Raw genomic sequence first — 15,587 nt, forward strand, 5'->3', positions numbered from 1 at the left:
TCCCAGATTGGACACAGCGCCGTTATAGCGTGCAAAAATAAGCGTGTCGTAGGGAGGAATACCCTTGTGGATTTTTGCACTCCAGGACGTGTTTAATTCGATGTGGCTACATCCTTCCTAATAACAATTCAACTTCTCGCTCATAACCGTATCTGCAAAAGAACTCAATCAGAGCAACAGTAAAAATATCTCGTTGACTAATATTTTTTTCTTTACTGTATTCCCGGACTAACTGATCGAGCGTGTTGGCCATATGTACAGATTTGGTAATAAAGACACCGGGGACAGCGTATCGCGGCACTCTTCCGCTTGTAGAGCCCGGTACAATCAGATCGACCAATCGGTCTCGGTTTCGTTCCAGCATTTCCAACAGAGGCAAGAACCGTTCCAGGTCCTCAGATCCGGATGCAGGCCCTGCTCGGGTACTTGAAACGGGAGTTGGCGCCGTTGACTCATTTCCTTCTTCTTGGCCCCCAACGTAAGTATCCATATTCTCGCCTGGAAGTTCACCATACACCTTCTGATAATTCCCTAATTCGGACGACCACCTGTACCCTTTTGTTTTCATATAAGCGGCCAATTCACGATGGTCTGCAAATCCCATCCGCTTTGCAATGGTCTTGGCATCGGATCCTTCCTTTTGAAATAACGAGATTACCGTCGCGACTTTGGATGAGCCGAGTGGAGCGGTGTCAAACTCCTGTTTTTCGAATCGGCCATATGCCGGCACATAGGTTAGCTTTTCCCGATCCCATTTAAAGTTTTTTCGCCGCATGTAGATGTCCAGAGTTTTGTAGTTTTTGTATCCCATTCTCTCTGCCAATTCTTCTCTAGTAAGTCCATCTACCAGCCCGCGGAGTATGTCGTTTACCCGGTCATCGTAGATTGGCTTTTTATCGGCAATCAGTTTCATCATGCAACAACTCCCAACGAACTTCGGTATAAGCTAATGGTTTACTATAGAAAAAGTGAATCATAGGGTATTGATTGCCTCACTCAGTTGTTCCAGATTGGTGTGGGTATAAATACTGGTAACATTAAGAGAGGAGTGTCCAAGCAATTTCTGAATTTGCACCAAGTTGACATCATTCTTGACGAGCTGGCTGGCGAAGCTGTGCCGGAGGACATGGGCGGTGATTCTTTTTTTCCACCCGAGTTTTTTTACGGCATCTGCAATGCCTCTATTGACATATACCGGCGACAGTTTTCCTGTTTTCTTCGTACAAAAAAACAGCTTAGAATCTGTGTGGGGACGTTTGTGCTCAAGATAGCCCCGCAACAGTGGAAGCAATTTGTTCGATATCGGGATGAGTCGATCCTTATTCCCTTTTCCTGCAACCACATGAATCACTTTTTGTTGAATATTGACATCATCCACGGTAAGGTTCAGGCACTCCGATATTCTCAAGCCAGTCAAGTATAACACCCATACAACCAAACAAATCAGTTCATGCTCGATAGCAGATACCAATAACTCTACTTCTTCCTCAGAAAGATAGATTCGTTCTTTCTGTTGAATCTTGATTCTTTCGACATTCAACGCTACGTTCCGTACAACCAGCTCCTTTTTTAAAGCATAGGCGAAAAAGGAACGGAACGTATGAAGACTGCGGACTCTGCTTGCTGGAGCGTAACGCCGTGTTTCCTTCAGGTAGGTAAGATACTCTTCTATATCACTTGTTGTAATTTCGTCAAGGTAAGGTTGACAATTATATTTATTTTCAAGAAAACGGATAAAAAGTTGTAGGTCTTTTCGGTAACCGGTAATCGTTTCCTCACTTCGATCGATGGAGGACAAATAGTCGATAAAGCTTTGAACCGCAGTAATCAGCAGCATACAAATCTTCCACCTTCTACGTAAATAAACAAGTACTGGTAAGCTTTTCCCTTTCTAATCAGCCTAACCATCATGCATGATTCTATACCACACTGACTTGAAGAATGCCAGTACCTCTAATCCTTACAAGAAGTGAAACCCAAATAAAAAAGACGACAAACAAAATGTAGCTTGATGTTTGTCGTCAAAGATGTCGAAATACATATCTTTGTTGAAGTTTGTACTTAGAAGTTTTTATAAGCAGGAAAGACCCAATAGGTCCAAGACAAATTAGGGTCTTTCCTTTGGTTCGAGGTTTGATTAAGGACCTTCAACCAGGCTTGCCGCAGGTGCAAAAGCTTCAGCAATGGTAGCAAAATTGTCGTTCTTCGGATCATTGTCGGAGCGAAGAGCTGCCAATGCTTCGTAGATTTCTGTCGCTGCCGCAATTGTGAGAGAGCCGTTGTTATAAATTTCTGTAGAGCTCAATTCCACAACTTTTGATGTAATCTCATCACCATATGCAGCTTCCAGATCATCGATCATCACATTGAATGCTGCACGAAGCTGAGAAACAGAAGTAGAAGCATTAATTGCATTCAAGTACCCTTGGTATTCATTTACAGCAGCGGTCAAAGCAGCGGATACTTCTTCGTGAGTCTTGAAGGCTTCGCTTCTGCCCTCTCCGTGGTTAACCCAGAACGTAGAAACTACTTCAGGGCGATTGTTTTTACCCACATTGATGTAAGCTTCGTTTTCATAAACTGCTACAAATGCGTTGATTGCAGCGTTGATGGTTTCTTTTGTAGCATTGTTAATGCCGTCGACCAACGCTTTTTCAGCTGCTTTCGCATTTGCGTCAGTAACAAACTTTTGAAGATCGTCTACATTTTTGAAGGTTACGTCTTTGCCCACTTCAAAATAGACAGCAGAGTTAGCTGCGTTTACACCAGTCAAGCCATTCACCTTTTGCAGGGCGTCCAGGAAATCTTCCTCGGTTGCTGCGTCGTTAACGGCTGTGATCTGGTCAGCAGCAGCTTTCGCGTTGATGTCATTGACAAATGCTTGGATTTGGGCAACCGTTGTAAAGCGGAATCCGGCATCATCAGCAACCTTGGCTTCAACGGCAGCTTTGTAGGCACCCTTGTTTGCAGCGATAACGCTATCTTCCAGGCCCAGATCCGCAGCACCCAATGCTCCAAGAAGGTCGTCTTCATCAGTAGTTGCGCTAACGGTATCATTTACATCTACAATAGCAGATACAACTGCCAGTCGTGCGGTAAAGGCATCTTTCGCTACATCTTCGCCTTCATCGTTCAGTTCAGCGCCAGTAAAATTACCCAACAACGCATTTGCGGTTGCAACTGCCGCGTCGGTTACTTTTGTTTCAGCGTCAACAACCAGTTTGTTTACTTCATTCAGGTTCACAGTGTCAATAGTGCCTTGAATGCCAGCTTTTGTACTGGAAGGATTCTTGGAAATTGCAACGAAATATTGATAAGCAAGAGAGTTGATCTGACGGTCAATGCCCAATGCAGTGAGAGCATCCAGCAGTTCGGTTTGACCTTTTGCGTTCTTCACTGCATCAATTTTTGCTTGCAGATCTGCAGTTGCTGCAGTATTTACGCGGTCAACCGCTGCTTGGAGCAGGGAGCGTGTATCAACAAAGCTTTTAGCAATCTCCGTAACATAGTCGCCAGCCAGCTCCGAATCAATACCAGTCAGACCCAATACCGGTCTTTGAAGAGCATCAATAATAGAAGCAGCATTTGCAGCTTTTACAGCAGCAATAGCCGCATCAAGAGCTGCTGCGGAGAAGTCAAATTGAGCGGACTCAACACCGTTCACTTTTAAAGTACCAAGTTTTCCATCAAGGGAATCAATATTCAGCACATAGGTAGATTGTGTGCCTTCCTTCAGTGTCACACTCTTTACCGCTACAGCCTCATCGCCGAGGGCAACTTGGAAATCAGCAGCTTTCACATCTTTAACAGCAGCATCCAGAGTTACCTCTACGCTTGTAAGGGTAATAGCACAAACCTTTACTAGAATTACAAATCGTCCGACGATTGCAAACTGCTTGTTTTTCCAAGGCATTTACCTGACAGTGTTGCATCACCATTGGTAGAAAAAAGGAATATGGATGATATTTTATCCTAATAAATGGAAAAAATTACAAGGTAGAAGCGAGTATTCCAAAGGAATGGATTTCATTTGTTTTTCATTAGGTGTCAGCACAACGGGATATACTTGAATCGAAATGATCAAGTCAAAAAAGGCGAGGGGTAGAGAGTAGAGTTTCTGTAGACTGGCAAGCGTTGCACACATAAAGCATTTATCTCGAAAAAACGACTTTTCTCCTAAGTACAAAGACCTATACAACCGATACTAATAATAGTCGTTCGTTTCATGATTTTGCCCTTGACTGCATGCAGCCAAGGGCCTTTTTTGTCCCGGGGGAAAAAGATATCGGCATGATTCTGAAGAAGCAGTCCAAAATGGAGGTTTTCTCCGCATCCTTGCTCTATCAAGTTGCCAAATATGTGGAAAAAGTATGACAATAAAAGGTATAATAGGTTAATTGGAACTAATTTCCCCTATGATGAAGGACGAAAGAGGGGTGGTGTCATGCTGTCAGTTCAGCGAGAACCGGACTACATTGCGGAATCGAAATTATATTGTAGAAAGGCGGGGATGGATCCCAAGGAGATTCCTTATCCAAAAATGAAGATGACCCCAAAGGAGCTGGAAGACAAAAGGGGGGAGTATGAAGAGATTCTTTCTGTGGTGCAGTTTTTCAGCCAGAAGGTGCTGGATTCCTTGAAAGGCACGCCGCTCCTGCTGTCCGTATCGGATGAAAAAGGGTTTATCCTCCACATGATGGGCGACGAGACCATCAAAAACACCATCAATCAGTTGGGCATCAAGCCGGGCGTGCAATTTACCGAACAGTCGATGGGTACCAATGTCGTCAGTCTTTCGCTCAAACACAGCGGCTTGCCAATACAGGTGATCGGCGCCGATCACTACCACGAATGCCTGCATCAGATTGCCTGCTATGCCGTGGCGTTTCATTATACGGACATCGGCGATCTTTTAGGCAGCATCATTATCATGACCGCTGTCGAATACCAAAATCCCCTGATGGTTACCATGCTGTCCATCACAGTCGACTCGATTGAAAGAGAACTGCTGCTTCGCAAGCAAAACCGGCAATTGAACATTATGAATCAGATCATGATGGAAAACGCCACCAATGGGATTATCATCACCGATAAGGAGGGAAGGATCACCGGGTTTAACCGGACGGCTCAATCTTTTACCGGTCTGTCGAAAGAACTGGCGTTGGGAAGGTCGGTTCTGTGCTTGTCTCCCATGGACCACTACATAAACGATGTCATTTTGCACGGAAAAAAATATGAAGACATCCAGATCAGTTTTGAGCAAAAAGACAAGGATACTCGTATCGTCTGTCTATTTGATGCTTTCCCCATTTATGACGAATCCAAACATCTCATTGGAGCATTTGGGCAATTTCGAAATATAACAGAACGTTTTGAAGCGGAAGAAAGGTACAACTACTTGGCCAACCATGACGATCTGACCAAGCTGCCCAACCGCAGATACTATAAAAAACAGGTAACGACCATCCTGGAGCAGACGAGACAGGGAATTCATAGAGGAAAAGTGGCGATTATGTACCTGGATTTGGACCGCTTTAAGCTGGTCAACGACACATTGGGCCATTCCAATGGAGACTTGCTGTTGAAGCAGGTAGCAGACAGGTTAAAAGGGTGCCTGGAGTCAGATGAGATCGTAGCCCGGATGGGCGGGGACGAATTTATGTTTCTCCTCCCCGACATCATGGACGAGCAGCATATCAAGCAGCGGGTGGAAAAAATCCTGGATCTTTTCAGTACGCCTTTCAACATGAACGGATACGAATTTCACATCACCGCTAGTATCGGTATCGCCATCTATCCCAATGACGGCTGGGATATTGAGACATTGATGGTCCATGCCGATACCGCCATGTATAGAGCCAAGCACCTGGGCAAAAACCAGTATATCGTCTACTCGTCCAATATGCGGACCAAGTCGCACGAGAAAATCGTCATGGAAACCTCCTTGCGAAAAGCCTTGGAGAATGGCGAACTGAAGCTCTATTACCAGCCGCAGGTGGATATTAAAACCGGTGGGATAAAAGGGGTAGAAGCTTTGATCCGTTGGCAGCATCCGGTGATGGGGCTGGTTCCGCCGCATAAATTTATCCCGCTGGCGGAAGAGACCGGTTTAATCATCCAGCTGGATCAATGGGTGCTGCGCACGGCTTGCCAGCAGAATAAACTGTGGCAGGAGAAGGGACTGCCTCCCATGCGCATGAGTGTCAATCTGTCATCACAGCAGTTTTCCCGGGAGCATCTCGTCGATACGGTCAAAGAGGTCTTGGAAGAGGTCGGACTTCATCCGCGCTACCTGGAATTGGAGATTACCGAGACGATGACGATGGATGTGGAGCACACCATTCCTACATTAAAAGGGCTGCATGATCTCGGCGTGCAGATCAGCATCGATGACTTCGGTACAGGGTACAGCTCGTTGAATTATTTGAAAAAATTCTCCATCGACCGTCTCAAGATCGACCAATCCTTTGTCCGCGACATTACGACCGACTCCAACGACTCCGACATTGTCGAGACGATCATCGCGATGGCCCACAATATGGGCTTGGAAGTGATCGCTGAGGGGGTCGAACGAAAGGATCAGCTGCGCTTCCTGCAGATTCACAAGTGCAATGAAGTACAGGGGTACTATTTTAGCGAACCGATAACTGCAGAAGACATCGAAGGCAATTTTGAACAGTTGCAGCGTCTCATTAAAGATAAATATTAATGCTATGGGGGGGCATTTATGCAAACAGTCGCAAATGTATTCGTCCATCATCTCGTCAAGTGGGGGGTTACCCACGTGTTCGGGATTCCCGGAAAGCCCGTCACTCCGCTCATCCTGGAAATGGATCGGCAGGGCATCACCTACGTGCTCAGCAAACATGAAGGCGGTGCGGGATTTGAAGCGGCCGGGTACGCACAAAGCAGCAAAACGTTGGGGGTGGCGCTGGGAACGGCAGGCCCGGGCGGAATCAATTTGCTTACGGCGGCGGGACAAGCGATGGCTACTTATTTGCCGGTACTGTTTCTCACCGGGCAGCCGCCGATCAAAGAGATCGGCAAAGTGCTTGGCCAGGACAGTACCCAGTTTGGCAACGACCTGGTGAAGATGTTTGAAGAGGTAACCAAATTCAGTGCCCGCATCGATCGCGGCGACCTGTTGGAAACGTATCTGCACCACGCGATCGAACAGGCTTTCACCGGTGTGCGCGGGCCGGTGCACCTGTCTGTGCCGCTCGATGTCTTGATGGAAGAAATCCGTCCGTTTGACCTGCCGCTGCCAATCGACTACCCCGCTATGATCTCTGCCCATCTCGACCAGGTGATCGAACTGCTCGGCACAGCCAAACGCCCTGCGCTGTTCGTAGGAGGAGGAGTGCACGGCTTTGCGGCGTATCAGGAGCTGGAGGCGTTCGCCAGCCGCTGGAACATTCCTGTCATTACGACCCCGAGCGGCAAAGGAAGCTTTGTTTCCCGACATCCTCTTTCACTCGGGCCGTTCGGTCTGGGCGGCAATCAGGCTACGGAAGACTACCTGCTTCAAGGGGTAGACGTGATGGTCGTCGTGGGGAGCCAGCTGTGCGATCTGGAATTGGCCGGTTTTACCCCGGCGATGTATCCGCAGCAGATCATTCATTTTGACCACAATCCGGATTTTATCGGCAAAGCGATTCCGGTGCCGACTTTGCCGGTGTTGGGGAATATTCGGGAGAATTTGCGGGCGATTCTAAATAAAACCAGTCATTTGGAAGCAAAGATAGATTTTTCCAAACCGGAGGAGCCGGAGGAACCCGTTGACGCTGGCGAGTATCTGACCGGCAGGCAGGTGATGGAGGTGCTCCGCTCAGAACTGCCGGGAGACACAGTCGTATTTGGCGATGCCGGCAGCCACTCCTTTTACGCGATCAAATACTTCGATATCGAAGAGCCGGGAACGTTTTTCTTTGAAGAAGTGTTCGCTTCGATGGGAAGAGCGATCGGATATACGATAGGGGCGAAATTGGGGGCGCCGGACAAGAGATTCGTGTGTCTTACCGGGGATGGCTGCATGTTCATGACCGGGACGGAGGTATCGACGGCTGTCAACCACAACGCTCCGGTGATATTCGTCGTCCTGAACAACGCTAGCTTGGACATGGTGGATAAAGGCATGGCAGCACACTTGGGGCGCGGTATCGGAACGACGTACCAGACGCCGCTCCATGCTGCGAAGTTCGCGGAATCCATGGGAGCCGCCTCCTTCCGCTGTACGAGGGAAGAGGAGCTGCGGGCAGCGATAGCAGAGGCGCTGCAGCTTGAACAGGTGGCCGTGATCGAGGTCATGGTCGATCCGTATGAAATTCCGCCGACGATGAAGCGGGGATAAATTTTTCGCAGAGGTGAATGGAAGATGAGTCATGACAAAATGACAAATGCGGAGCGTTACCAGCAGGGGATAGACACGCTGATCAAAATGGTCGGGGAAGAGGGGGCGAAGACGATTGCGGATATCCGCTCGTTTTTTCCCGACTTTGGCCACACGCTCGTCGCTTTCGGATTTGGCGATCTGTATTCCCGGCCGGTCCTCGACTTGAAGCAGAGGGAGATGATCACGCTGACCTCGCTGATCACGCAAGGAGCCACAGAGCAGCTGCCTTTTCACGTCCACGCTGCGCTGAACGTCGGGATGACGCCGGAGGAGATTCTGGAGATCGTGCTGCACTGCGGCGGCTATGCCGGCTTTCCCAAAGCCTGCGGGGCCTTGAATGTGGTAAAGGAAGTGTTTCAGCAGCGGGAGATCACCGTGTCGTGAAAAAGAGAAAAAGCTAAGGGAGAGGCGAACCTCTCCCTTATTTTTTGTATCCCAGATAAGCTGCCCAGGCGCCGATGATCAGGTGGATCACATTGTTCAGAGCCAAAACGTGAAACAGTCCAAACATGCCTGGGACGATGAAGCCGAGGATGCCGATCAAGAGGTAAAATACGCCGATTACTTTTGCAAACAGCCCCGCAGAAGCGGACTCCCTGCCAGCGTATAACCCCCATAGTCCAGTTATGATGTAAATGATGTCAAGAATCGGATCAAACTGGAGAACCCCGGATACATTTGAGACGAAGAAGCCTAAAATCCCTACCAGTAAGAATAACGCTCCAAAGACCTTCGAAAACGTCTGCACTGGCATTGTAACACCTCCTCTCTCCGATCTTGGTTCAACATATGCGTGTGGGACTGGTTTGGTTATGGGGGTATGCTGAGAAGGGAGAGTTTTGGGTACATTAATATAGTAGAGATGGAATGGGATACTGCTGAAAGGAGCTTGGCGATGAACTGGACGCGACTGGCACTGGCGGCAATGCTGGTCTGGATGATGTCGGTATCCGGAGCTGGGGGAGCGCAGGCAGCCGGACTTCAAGCCGATTTTCCCGACTTGCTGTTTTTTAACGGTCCTCGAACCGAAAAGAAAGTAGCCCTGACCTTTGACGACGGACCGGATGGGTTTTACACGCGGAAAATTCTCGATATCTTGCGGGAGAACGGGATTCACGCCACTTTTTTCATTGTCGGAAGGCAGGCCAAGAAACACCCGGAGGTTGTCAAGGAAATCGCCAGCGGCGGGCATGTCTTGGGCAATCACACCTGGGGCCATCACAATCTGGCGAAGATGACGGGACAAGACGTGCAGACGGAGATTGCCAAAACAGATGAGATCTTGTACTCGCTGCTTGGCTACCATCCGGCGCTGCTCCGTCCGCCGTTTGGCTCTACTACGGCCGAGGTGGTGGAAGAAGCGGCGGCCATGCAGTACAAGGTCGTAAACTGGTCGGTGGACACCCGAGACTGGGCAGGTACGCCGACGAGTGAAATTCTGGAAAAGGTCAAGCAGCAGGTCAAGCCCGGGGCGATCATTCTGCAGCACTGCGCGGGCGGAAGGCAGAATGATCTCAGCAATACACTGGCTGCCCTGCCGCTGATCATCGCGATGTTGAAAGAGCAGGGGTACACGTTCGTCACGGTGCCGGAGCTGCTAAATATTTCAGGGCAAAATGAGTGAAACACCCTCGGCTTCTATGCGTATAAGATAGAGGGTGTTTTTCCTTTGCCAAAGTATGCAAGAAAGAGTAAAAGCCTTTTTTTGCATTCGCGTTATGTTATGCTATGCTTAATGCAAGTAGAGAAGAAGAGATGTCGGATGAACAGGGAGAGTACCGAATGTTATCTTTTGTGAAAAACTGGCTAAACAAAGATTCCGCAGCGAATGAAGAGAATGCCCAGACGAGAGAAGAGTCTGTATTGCCTGCCGCGGAAGCGCCGATTGCGAGCGAACAGCAGCAGCCGTTCGAGGCTGATTCCAAGGAGAAGGCGACTACTGCCCTCTCGCTTCACGAATCCTGGCAAACGGCTTTGGAAGATAAGCAAAGATACGCCCTTTCTTTTATGGCAAATGAGCTGCCCCCGATCGAAGTCGGTCAAGTCGGGTTGGTTGGAATTCACCTGACACCCCATGACGACGGAGCCGAAGTGACCGCATTTATTCGCAACGGACTGCCCCAGCCGATTCAATTGGGCAAGATGAATCTGGTGGTGCTGTTTGGAGAAAACGAACTCTTTACCCGGCAGGAGTTTGATCTGTCCGAGCTCGGGGAGATTCCCGCTTTTCACGCCAGACCGTGGAGCTTTGTCTTCCACCGCGATCACTTTTTGCAAAAGGGCGTGCTGTTGACCAACTGGAAGGTTGCCTTCGAGCTGGCCGAGAAGAAAATGGTTTTACCGCAAAAGCTGGAATTGGAAGAATCGTGGATTAAAGCGCTCAATGACGATCAAAAAAATTCGCTGGTCGAGCTGGCCAAGCGGCTTCCCCCGCTAAAGCCGGGAGAGGTGAATATTCAAAGCGTCCAGCTGTCCAAATCGCCGGACGGGTCGCTTCGGGCCATGCTGTTGATTCGCAATGGCTCCAGACAGTCCCTGTCCTTTGAAAAGCTGCCGCTTCGTCTGCATGATGCCACAGGCGAGGTAGTAGCGGAAGGATTGTTTGAACTGGCCGGACTTACGGTTCATTCGGAAACCAGCAAACCGTGGATGTTTATCTTCCCGCCGGAGAGCGTGGTCAAAGAGGACGCGGATCTGTCTCGCTGGAAGGTCACAGCGCCGCAAAGTGCTGGAGCCTGAGCCCAAGGTTTCATGTTTTTGCTGGCTTGATGAACCAAACCATATGATATAATGAACAGATAGATAAACGGCAGAGCAGCTAAATAAAAGGAGGATACCATGTTTACCTTTGTAAAGAAATGGTTGAATAAAGATCAAGAGGAAATGAAATCCCTTGAAGAAATAAAACGCGATGTCCAGGAGGATTACGACGTCTCCACTCCGCCTATGACTCCTGACGGTACGGAGGTGGCGCCATCTCCGAGCGGGAACCCTACGGTGCGGACGGAGCTGTCGCTGCATCCGAGTTGGGAACAGCAGCTGGATGCAGATAAAAAATACACGCTCCGCTTTTTGCAGTCTGAGCTGCCGGAGATGGTCGAAGGAACGATGGGGGTAGCTGGTTTCAGCTTGATTCCGGGCGAAGAAGGCGTTACGGTGGCGCTGTTCTTCCGCAACGGGATGACGCGTCCCCTGGAGTTTAACAATATCGGCCTGACCATCCGGGTCGGAGATGAGGTATTCGCCCGCCATTGGTTCAATCTGAAAGAAGTGGGCACCATCCCGCCGCAAACAAGCCGTCCGTGGGAGGTCTTTTTCCCGAAAGAGACATTCCTGATGGATCAGGTGTCATTTGAGCGTTGGAAGGTGCAGTTGAATCTTGGACAGCAGATTTCGGTCTGGCCGAAGCACCTGGATTTGGACCCGCAGATGGAAGAGCGCATGACAGAAGTTCAAAAGATGAAGCTGCTGGATATCGTCAACCGGCTGCCGGCTATGCGTCCTGACCATATAGAGTTTGACGGATTTGACATCGGGTGGACGAAAGATGGCCGCCTCGTCGTCGGGGTTCTCATCCGCAATGCGCTTCGCCGTCCATACCGTCCCAAAACGCTGGAAGTGAAAATCACTGACCGCCAAAATAATGTGATCGCCCAAGGGAAAATCTTGACCCATAACATCGAAGTCCGCCCTGGAACGAGCCGTCCGTGGATGGTCGTCTTCCCGGCCGAAACGGTGAAAAAACCTGGGGCCGAGCTGCATCGAAACTGGCTGCTGCGTGTAACAGATCCGGATAGCAAGTAAGTTGTTTGTGCAAACGAGGAGGTTTGTGTATGAGTTGGTTATTGGAAAATTGGTTTGGTTCGAAAGACAGCCTGGATCAAGTGCGGGACGACATCCGCGGCCACGCCCATAAGGAAACGTACTTGGGCGTGTCGGGAATCGAGAACCCGGAGCTCTCTTCCAACCGGGTGGAACCGTCTGAGCTGTTTTTATCCCTGCACGGTCCGTGGGAAGACAGACTGCAGGACATCGAGGAGGAGCTGCTGCAGTTTATCCACGATGAGCTTCCGCCGATCGTCCGCGACGAGGTCGGGATCATCCCGTTCTTCACCAGTGTGCTGCCTCATGGCTATCTGGTGCTCAGCTTTATCCGCAACGCCAGCGACGAAGACATCCTGTTGAATCAACTACCGCTTTCGCTGGTAACGCCTGACGGGGAAGTCGTGGCGCAAAAGACTTTTGATATGCTTTCGTTCGGCAGCATCGGCGATTACTCCAGCCGCCCCTGTGAATTCGTGTTCCGTTGGGACGAATTCACGAAGGTTCCTGAGCAAGTGGAGCTTGCCTTGGTATTCGACGCACCGCCTGTAGGTAAGGCAAGCGGCAAGGAGACGCAGCAGGAGGGCTTGACCAGCGAAGAGATGACCCACTATGAAAAAATCGCGAAGGAGCAGCCTGCGGTTGCCAGCGGCGAGGTGGAGTTGAAAGTATTGGGCATCAAGCCTACGGATGAAGGCGGCTTAAAGGTAGTCGTTTTGTTCCGCAACGGTTTGGACAAAATGCTTGAATTTACAGAGGTGCCGATCATTATCCGCGACAAGTCGGGGGAAGAAGTGGCTCGTGCCCACTTCGGACTGAAAAACCTCCATGTGGCGGCCAATGACAGCCGGGTATGGGGCTTTAACGTGCCGGCTGATTCCCTGACCAAAACGGATGTAAACCCGGAGGAATGCACAGCGTTCATCCCTGATGCAAAGCCTGATAACCCGCGTAATTTTGGGGGCGGACCTGCGGGGTTGGTCCAGTAGCATGAAGAAGGCGGCCGGGCGGATTTTCTTGCTGATGCTGCTCGCTGTACTCTTCGGCGGTATCCAGGGACCTCTCGTCAGCGCCGCCGCCGGCAGCGGTTTTATCCGCAGCGTGACACCTGACTGGGGGGCGGCGGACATCAGTCCGTACGTCTCCATAGAGGTGGCCCTGGATACCGCGGTCCCGGAAGACGTGCTGCGCGATTACGTCTCGCTCCTGGATCCTGCCGGGAAACCGGTAAGCGGTGTACGGATCACCCGGGGGAGCGGGACGAGCTTCTATGTAGATGCCGATGTGCCGCTCGTGTCAGGGCAAACGTATCGGCTGATGTACATGGATGTGGTGCCGCTGACGCAGTTTACGACAGCGTCCCGTCCGCAGGTGTCACTTGCGGGATATGCGCAAAAGTACGATTCGATGCGAGATGTTCCGCTAAACAAAACGTTTGAGATCGGCTTTACCCAGCCAATGCTTCCTGAGAGCGTCTCGCCGGATACCATCTGGATCGAAGATGACCGCGGCGGCAGAGTGGATGTGAAGGTGTCGCTTTCCGCCGACAAGCAGGCAGCAAGCATTGCTCCGGTTGCTGATTTCTCGTCGGGCCGGATGTATTTTCTCAAGGTGTCTGGCGGTGTTCGTTCAGAGCAGGGAGTCGGTTTGGGCACCCCGACGGTTCTGCCGTTTCGCACCGTTCATCAGCAGCAATAAAAACTCCTCTGTCAACGAAAATGGCTGACAGAGGAGTTTTTGTTATGAAAAGCTTCTGCTAAAGACGGACTCGACAACTTCTTCGAAAAGGCTTCAATGAAAGCTTTTCCTATTGGCTGATTTCGATAACGGTGCTGCTGTCTGTGAGCAGCCCGGCCATCACCTGAGGCTTGGACAAGAGCTCTGCCCATGTGTACAAGCGGCCATCGGCGCTGCGGACCAGGATTTCTTGGCTGCTGTAGGCCGTAAGCAGTTGGTGGAAGAGGGCGGGGTCGCTTTTTAGCCTGGTCATCGTATAAGCGCTTGGTTCAGGTGTCGGCGTATGGTCACCCCGCAGGTTTTGCAGGGCAAGGGCAAAGTCAATCCGTCCGTATCCGCTGTAGATATCCCGGCCAGGGGGACCGATGTCGACGGCGGACTGTTTGATGATCTCTTCTATTTCACCGCTTGACCGCTCGGGCGCCTGTGACTTTAGCAGGGCCGCCAATGCGGAGACAGCCGCTGTCGCCATCGAGGTGCCGCTCATCGTCTCGTAGCCGCCGGGAGTCACCTGATCGGGAACGGTGCTGAGGATCTGCATACCGGGTGCGACAACGTCCAGCATGTTTCCGTAATTGGAAAAGCCGGCCGGCTGGTCATTGGCATCGCTCGCCCCCACGGCAAGCGTCTCGGGGTAAGCAGCGGGGTACTCGACGGCTGCGGCTTGGTTGCCTGCGGCTGCCACAACGATGACATCATGGTCTTTGGCGTAGCGAATCGCTTCTCTCTCCGCGCGGGAAGGCTGGTCGTCCCCCAGGCTGAGATTAATCACATCCGCTCCCATCTCAACGGCGTCGTAAATGGCTTGAATTTCGTTGGCCACTGTGCCGACTCCATCCTTGTCCAGCACTTTTAATGGGAGGATCATGACGTCTGTTTTCCCGGCCAGTCCGGCAATCCCGATGCCGTTGTCCGTCCGGGCTGCGATGATGCCGGCGACGTGCGTGCCATGTCCGTTTTCGTCGAGCGGAAGTTTACTTTGGCTGACATAGTCTTTTCCCTCCAGTATCCGGCCGGCCAGATCTGGATGGGATGGATCTATGCCGGTGTCAATGACGGCCACGACGACACTCTTGCGGGTAGGCTGCAGCAGACTCCATGCTTCCGGAACGTGCATCGCAGCCAGCGACCACTGCTTGGGGTAGTAAGGGTCGTTGGGAATAGCGATGCGATTCGACTCGGAGATGTAGATCTTTTTATTGGGCTCGACGAAGTCAACATCGGGATGAGCAGTCAGTTGCTGCATCATTTGCTCCGCTTCCTGGGTAGACCCTGTTCGCAGCAGGCTAATGTGCGGCGCGATTGCCGTTTCCTTGGCTGAAACGATGGCAGCGGAAGAGCGTTTTGCCTTCTGCGGTTCTTTCCAGACGACGATCAATTCCCGGTCAGGATCAAGGGCTGACGCGACTGACCGGGAAGAGTCAAGGGTTTGGCCAAATGCTGACTGACAGAATAGCGATGCGAGCAAAAAGAGTATGACAATGGCTGTCAGTCTGCGGATATGGGATCGGGGCATAAGGGTTGTCCCTCCTAATATGTAGTAGAAAGTATGGCAGATTCATTCTAACAGATCCATTTGCCTATTAATAGGCGATAGATTTATGATAGACTTGATGGAGGCTATATGGAAAAGGAA

13 protein-coding genes are annotated in these 15,587 nt (G+C 50.6%); 8 read left to right on the top strand and 5 right to left on the bottom strand.

Annotated features, from left to right (window positions below):
- Positions 1 to 106: 106 nt before the first annotated feature.
- The 3 genes from ACI7RC_RS03950 to ACI7RC_RS03960 form a co-directional block, all read right to left on the bottom strand.
- Positions 107 to 913 carry a hypothetical protein gene (locus ACI7RC_RS03950; RefSeq protein WP_408107043.1) on the bottom strand — a complete coding sequence of 269 codons (807 nt, stop codon included), beginning with the start codon at positions 911 to 913 and terminating at the stop codon, positions 107 to 109.
- A 60-nt stretch (positions 914 to 973) separates the two neighbouring features.
- Positions 974 to 1,837: a tyrosine-type recombinase/integrase gene (locus ACI7RC_RS03955; protein WP_408106926.1), complete on the bottom strand. Its 864-nt coding sequence runs from the start codon at positions 1,835 to 1,837 to the stop codon at positions 974 to 976.
- Positions 1,838 to 2,137: 300 nt separating this feature from the next.
- Positions 2,138 to 3,913: a hypothetical protein gene (locus ACI7RC_RS03960; RefSeq protein ID WP_408106927.1), complete on the bottom strand. Its 1,776-nt coding sequence runs from the start codon at positions 3,911 to 3,913 to the stop codon at positions 2,138 to 2,140.
- Between the two features lie 531 nt (positions 3,914 to 4,444).
- Here ACI7RC_RS03960 and ACI7RC_RS03965 point away from each other — a divergent pair.
- From ACI7RC_RS03965 to ACI7RC_RS03975, 3 genes are read left to right on the top strand one after another with little or no spacing between them, the layout of a single operon-like run.
- Positions 4,445 to 6,709 (top strand): EAL domain-containing protein, encoded by a 2,265-nt coding sequence (locus tag ACI7RC_RS03965; protein WP_408106928.1) that lies wholly within the window; start codon positions 4,445 to 4,447, stop codon positions 6,707 to 6,709.
- 18 nt (positions 6,710 to 6,727) lie between these two features.
- A complete protein-coding gene (locus ACI7RC_RS03970) occupies positions 6,728 to 8,350 on the top strand; it encodes a thiamine pyrophosphate-binding protein (RefSeq protein ID WP_408106929.1) in 1,623 nt (540 codons plus the stop codon).
- 24 nt (positions 8,351 to 8,374) lie between these two features.
- The gene (locus tag ACI7RC_RS03975; protein WP_408106930.1) at positions 8,375 to 8,776 is read left to right on the top strand and encodes a carboxymuconolactone decarboxylase family protein; all 402 of its coding nucleotides are present in this window, start codon (positions 8,375 to 8,377) and stop codon (positions 8,774 to 8,776) included.
- A gap of 37 nt (positions 8,777 to 8,813) precedes the next feature.
- Here ACI7RC_RS03975 and ACI7RC_RS03980 read toward each other — a convergent pair whose 3' ends face one another.
- Positions 8,814 to 9,146 carry a DUF4383 domain-containing protein gene (locus ACI7RC_RS03980; protein WP_408106931.1) on the bottom strand — a complete coding sequence of 111 codons (333 nt, stop codon included), beginning with the start codon at positions 9,144 to 9,146 and terminating at the stop codon, positions 8,814 to 8,816.
- A gap of 141 nt (positions 9,147 to 9,287) precedes the next feature.
- Between ACI7RC_RS03980 and ACI7RC_RS03985 the strand changes: the two genes are divergently transcribed.
- From ACI7RC_RS03985 to ACI7RC_RS04005, 5 genes are all read left to right on the top strand, one after another.
- Positions 9,288 to 10,016, top strand: a complete 729-nt coding sequence (locus ACI7RC_RS03985) for a polysaccharide deacetylase family protein (RefSeq protein WP_408106932.1) — start codon at positions 9,288 to 9,290, stop codon at positions 10,014 to 10,016.
- A gap of 158 nt (positions 10,017 to 10,174) precedes the next feature.
- Positions 10,175 to 11,131 (top strand): accessory Sec system S-layer assembly protein, encoded by a 957-nt coding sequence (locus ACI7RC_RS03990; RefSeq protein WP_408106933.1) that lies wholly within the window; start codon positions 10,175 to 10,177, stop codon positions 11,129 to 11,131.
- A gap of 99 nt (positions 11,132 to 11,230) precedes the next feature.
- Positions 11,231 to 12,196, top strand: coding sequence for an SLAP domain-containing protein (locus tag ACI7RC_RS03995; RefSeq protein ID WP_408106934.1), 966 nt, complete (start codon positions 11,231 to 11,233; stop codon positions 12,194 to 12,196).
- A gap of 29 nt (positions 12,197 to 12,225) precedes the next feature.
- On the top strand, positions 12,226 to 13,203 hold the full coding sequence (locus ACI7RC_RS04000) for an SLAP domain-containing protein (protein WP_408106935.1): 978 nt from the start codon (positions 12,226 to 12,228) through the stop codon (positions 13,201 to 13,203).
- 1 nt (position 13,204) lies between these two features.
- The gene (locus ACI7RC_RS04005; RefSeq protein WP_408106936.1) at positions 13,205 to 13,912 is read left to right on the top strand and encodes an Ig-like domain-containing domain; all 708 of its coding nucleotides are present in this window, start codon (positions 13,205 to 13,207) and stop codon (positions 13,910 to 13,912) included.
- A 109-nt stretch (positions 13,913 to 14,021) separates the two neighbouring features.
- On the opposite strand, the gene ACI7RC_RS04010 is transcribed toward ACI7RC_RS04005, so the two are convergent.
- Positions 14,022 to 15,467: a S8 family serine peptidase gene (locus tag ACI7RC_RS04010; protein WP_408106937.1), complete on the bottom strand. Its 1,446-nt coding sequence runs from the start codon at positions 15,465 to 15,467 to the stop codon at positions 14,022 to 14,024.
- Positions 15,468 to 15,587 lie beyond the last annotated feature (120 nt).

Source organism: Brevibacillus sp. B_LB10_24, from assembly GCF_046036945.1.
Classification (GTDB): domain Bacteria; phylum Bacillota; class Bacilli; order Brevibacillales; family Brevibacillaceae; genus Brevibacillus_C.

Coding starts and splice junctions, on each gene's coding strand:
- ACI7RC_RS03980 (WP_408106931.1), bottom strand. CDS start 9,146: ATGCCAGTGCAGACGTTTTCGAAGGTCTTTGGAGCGTTATTCTTACTG.
- ACI7RC_RS03950 (WP_408107043.1), bottom strand. CDS start 913: ATGAAACTGATTGCCGATAAAAAGCCAATCTACGATGACCGGGTAAAC.
- ACI7RC_RS03970 (WP_408106929.1), top strand. CDS start 6,728: ATGCAAACAGTCGCAAATGTATTCGTCCATCATCTCGTCAAGTGGGGG.
- ACI7RC_RS04000 (WP_408106935.1), top strand. CDS start 12,226: ATGAGTTGGTTATTGGAAAATTGGTTTGGTTCGAAAGACAGCCTGGAT.
- ACI7RC_RS03960 (WP_408106927.1), bottom strand. CDS start 3,913: ATGCCTTGGAAAAACAAGCAGTTTGCAATCGTCGGACGATTTGTAATT.
- ACI7RC_RS03955 (WP_408106926.1), bottom strand. CDS start 1,837: ATGCTGCTGATTACTGCGGTTCAAAGCTTTATCGACTATTTGTCCTCC.
- ACI7RC_RS04005 (WP_408106936.1), top strand. CDS start 13,205: ATGAAGAAGGCGGCCGGGCGGATTTTCTTGCTGATGCTGCTCGCTGTA.
- ACI7RC_RS03990 (WP_408106933.1), top strand. CDS start 10,175: ATGTTATCTTTTGTGAAAAACTGGCTAAACAAAGATTCCGCAGCGAAT.
- ACI7RC_RS04010 (WP_408106937.1), bottom strand. CDS start 15,467: ATGCCCCGATCCCATATCCGCAGACTGACAGCCATTGTCATACTCTTT.
- ACI7RC_RS03965 (WP_408106928.1), top strand. CDS start 4,445: ATGCTGTCAGTTCAGCGAGAACCGGACTACATTGCGGAATCGAAATTA.
- ACI7RC_RS03995 (WP_408106934.1), top strand. CDS start 11,231: ATGTTTACCTTTGTAAAGAAATGGTTGAATAAAGATCAAGAGGAAATG.
- ACI7RC_RS03985 (WP_408106932.1), top strand. CDS start 9,288: ATGAACTGGACGCGACTGGCACTGGCGGCAATGCTGGTCTGGATGATG.
- ACI7RC_RS03975 (WP_408106930.1), top strand. CDS start 8,375: ATGAGTCATGACAAAATGACAAATGCGGAGCGTTACCAGCAGGGGATA.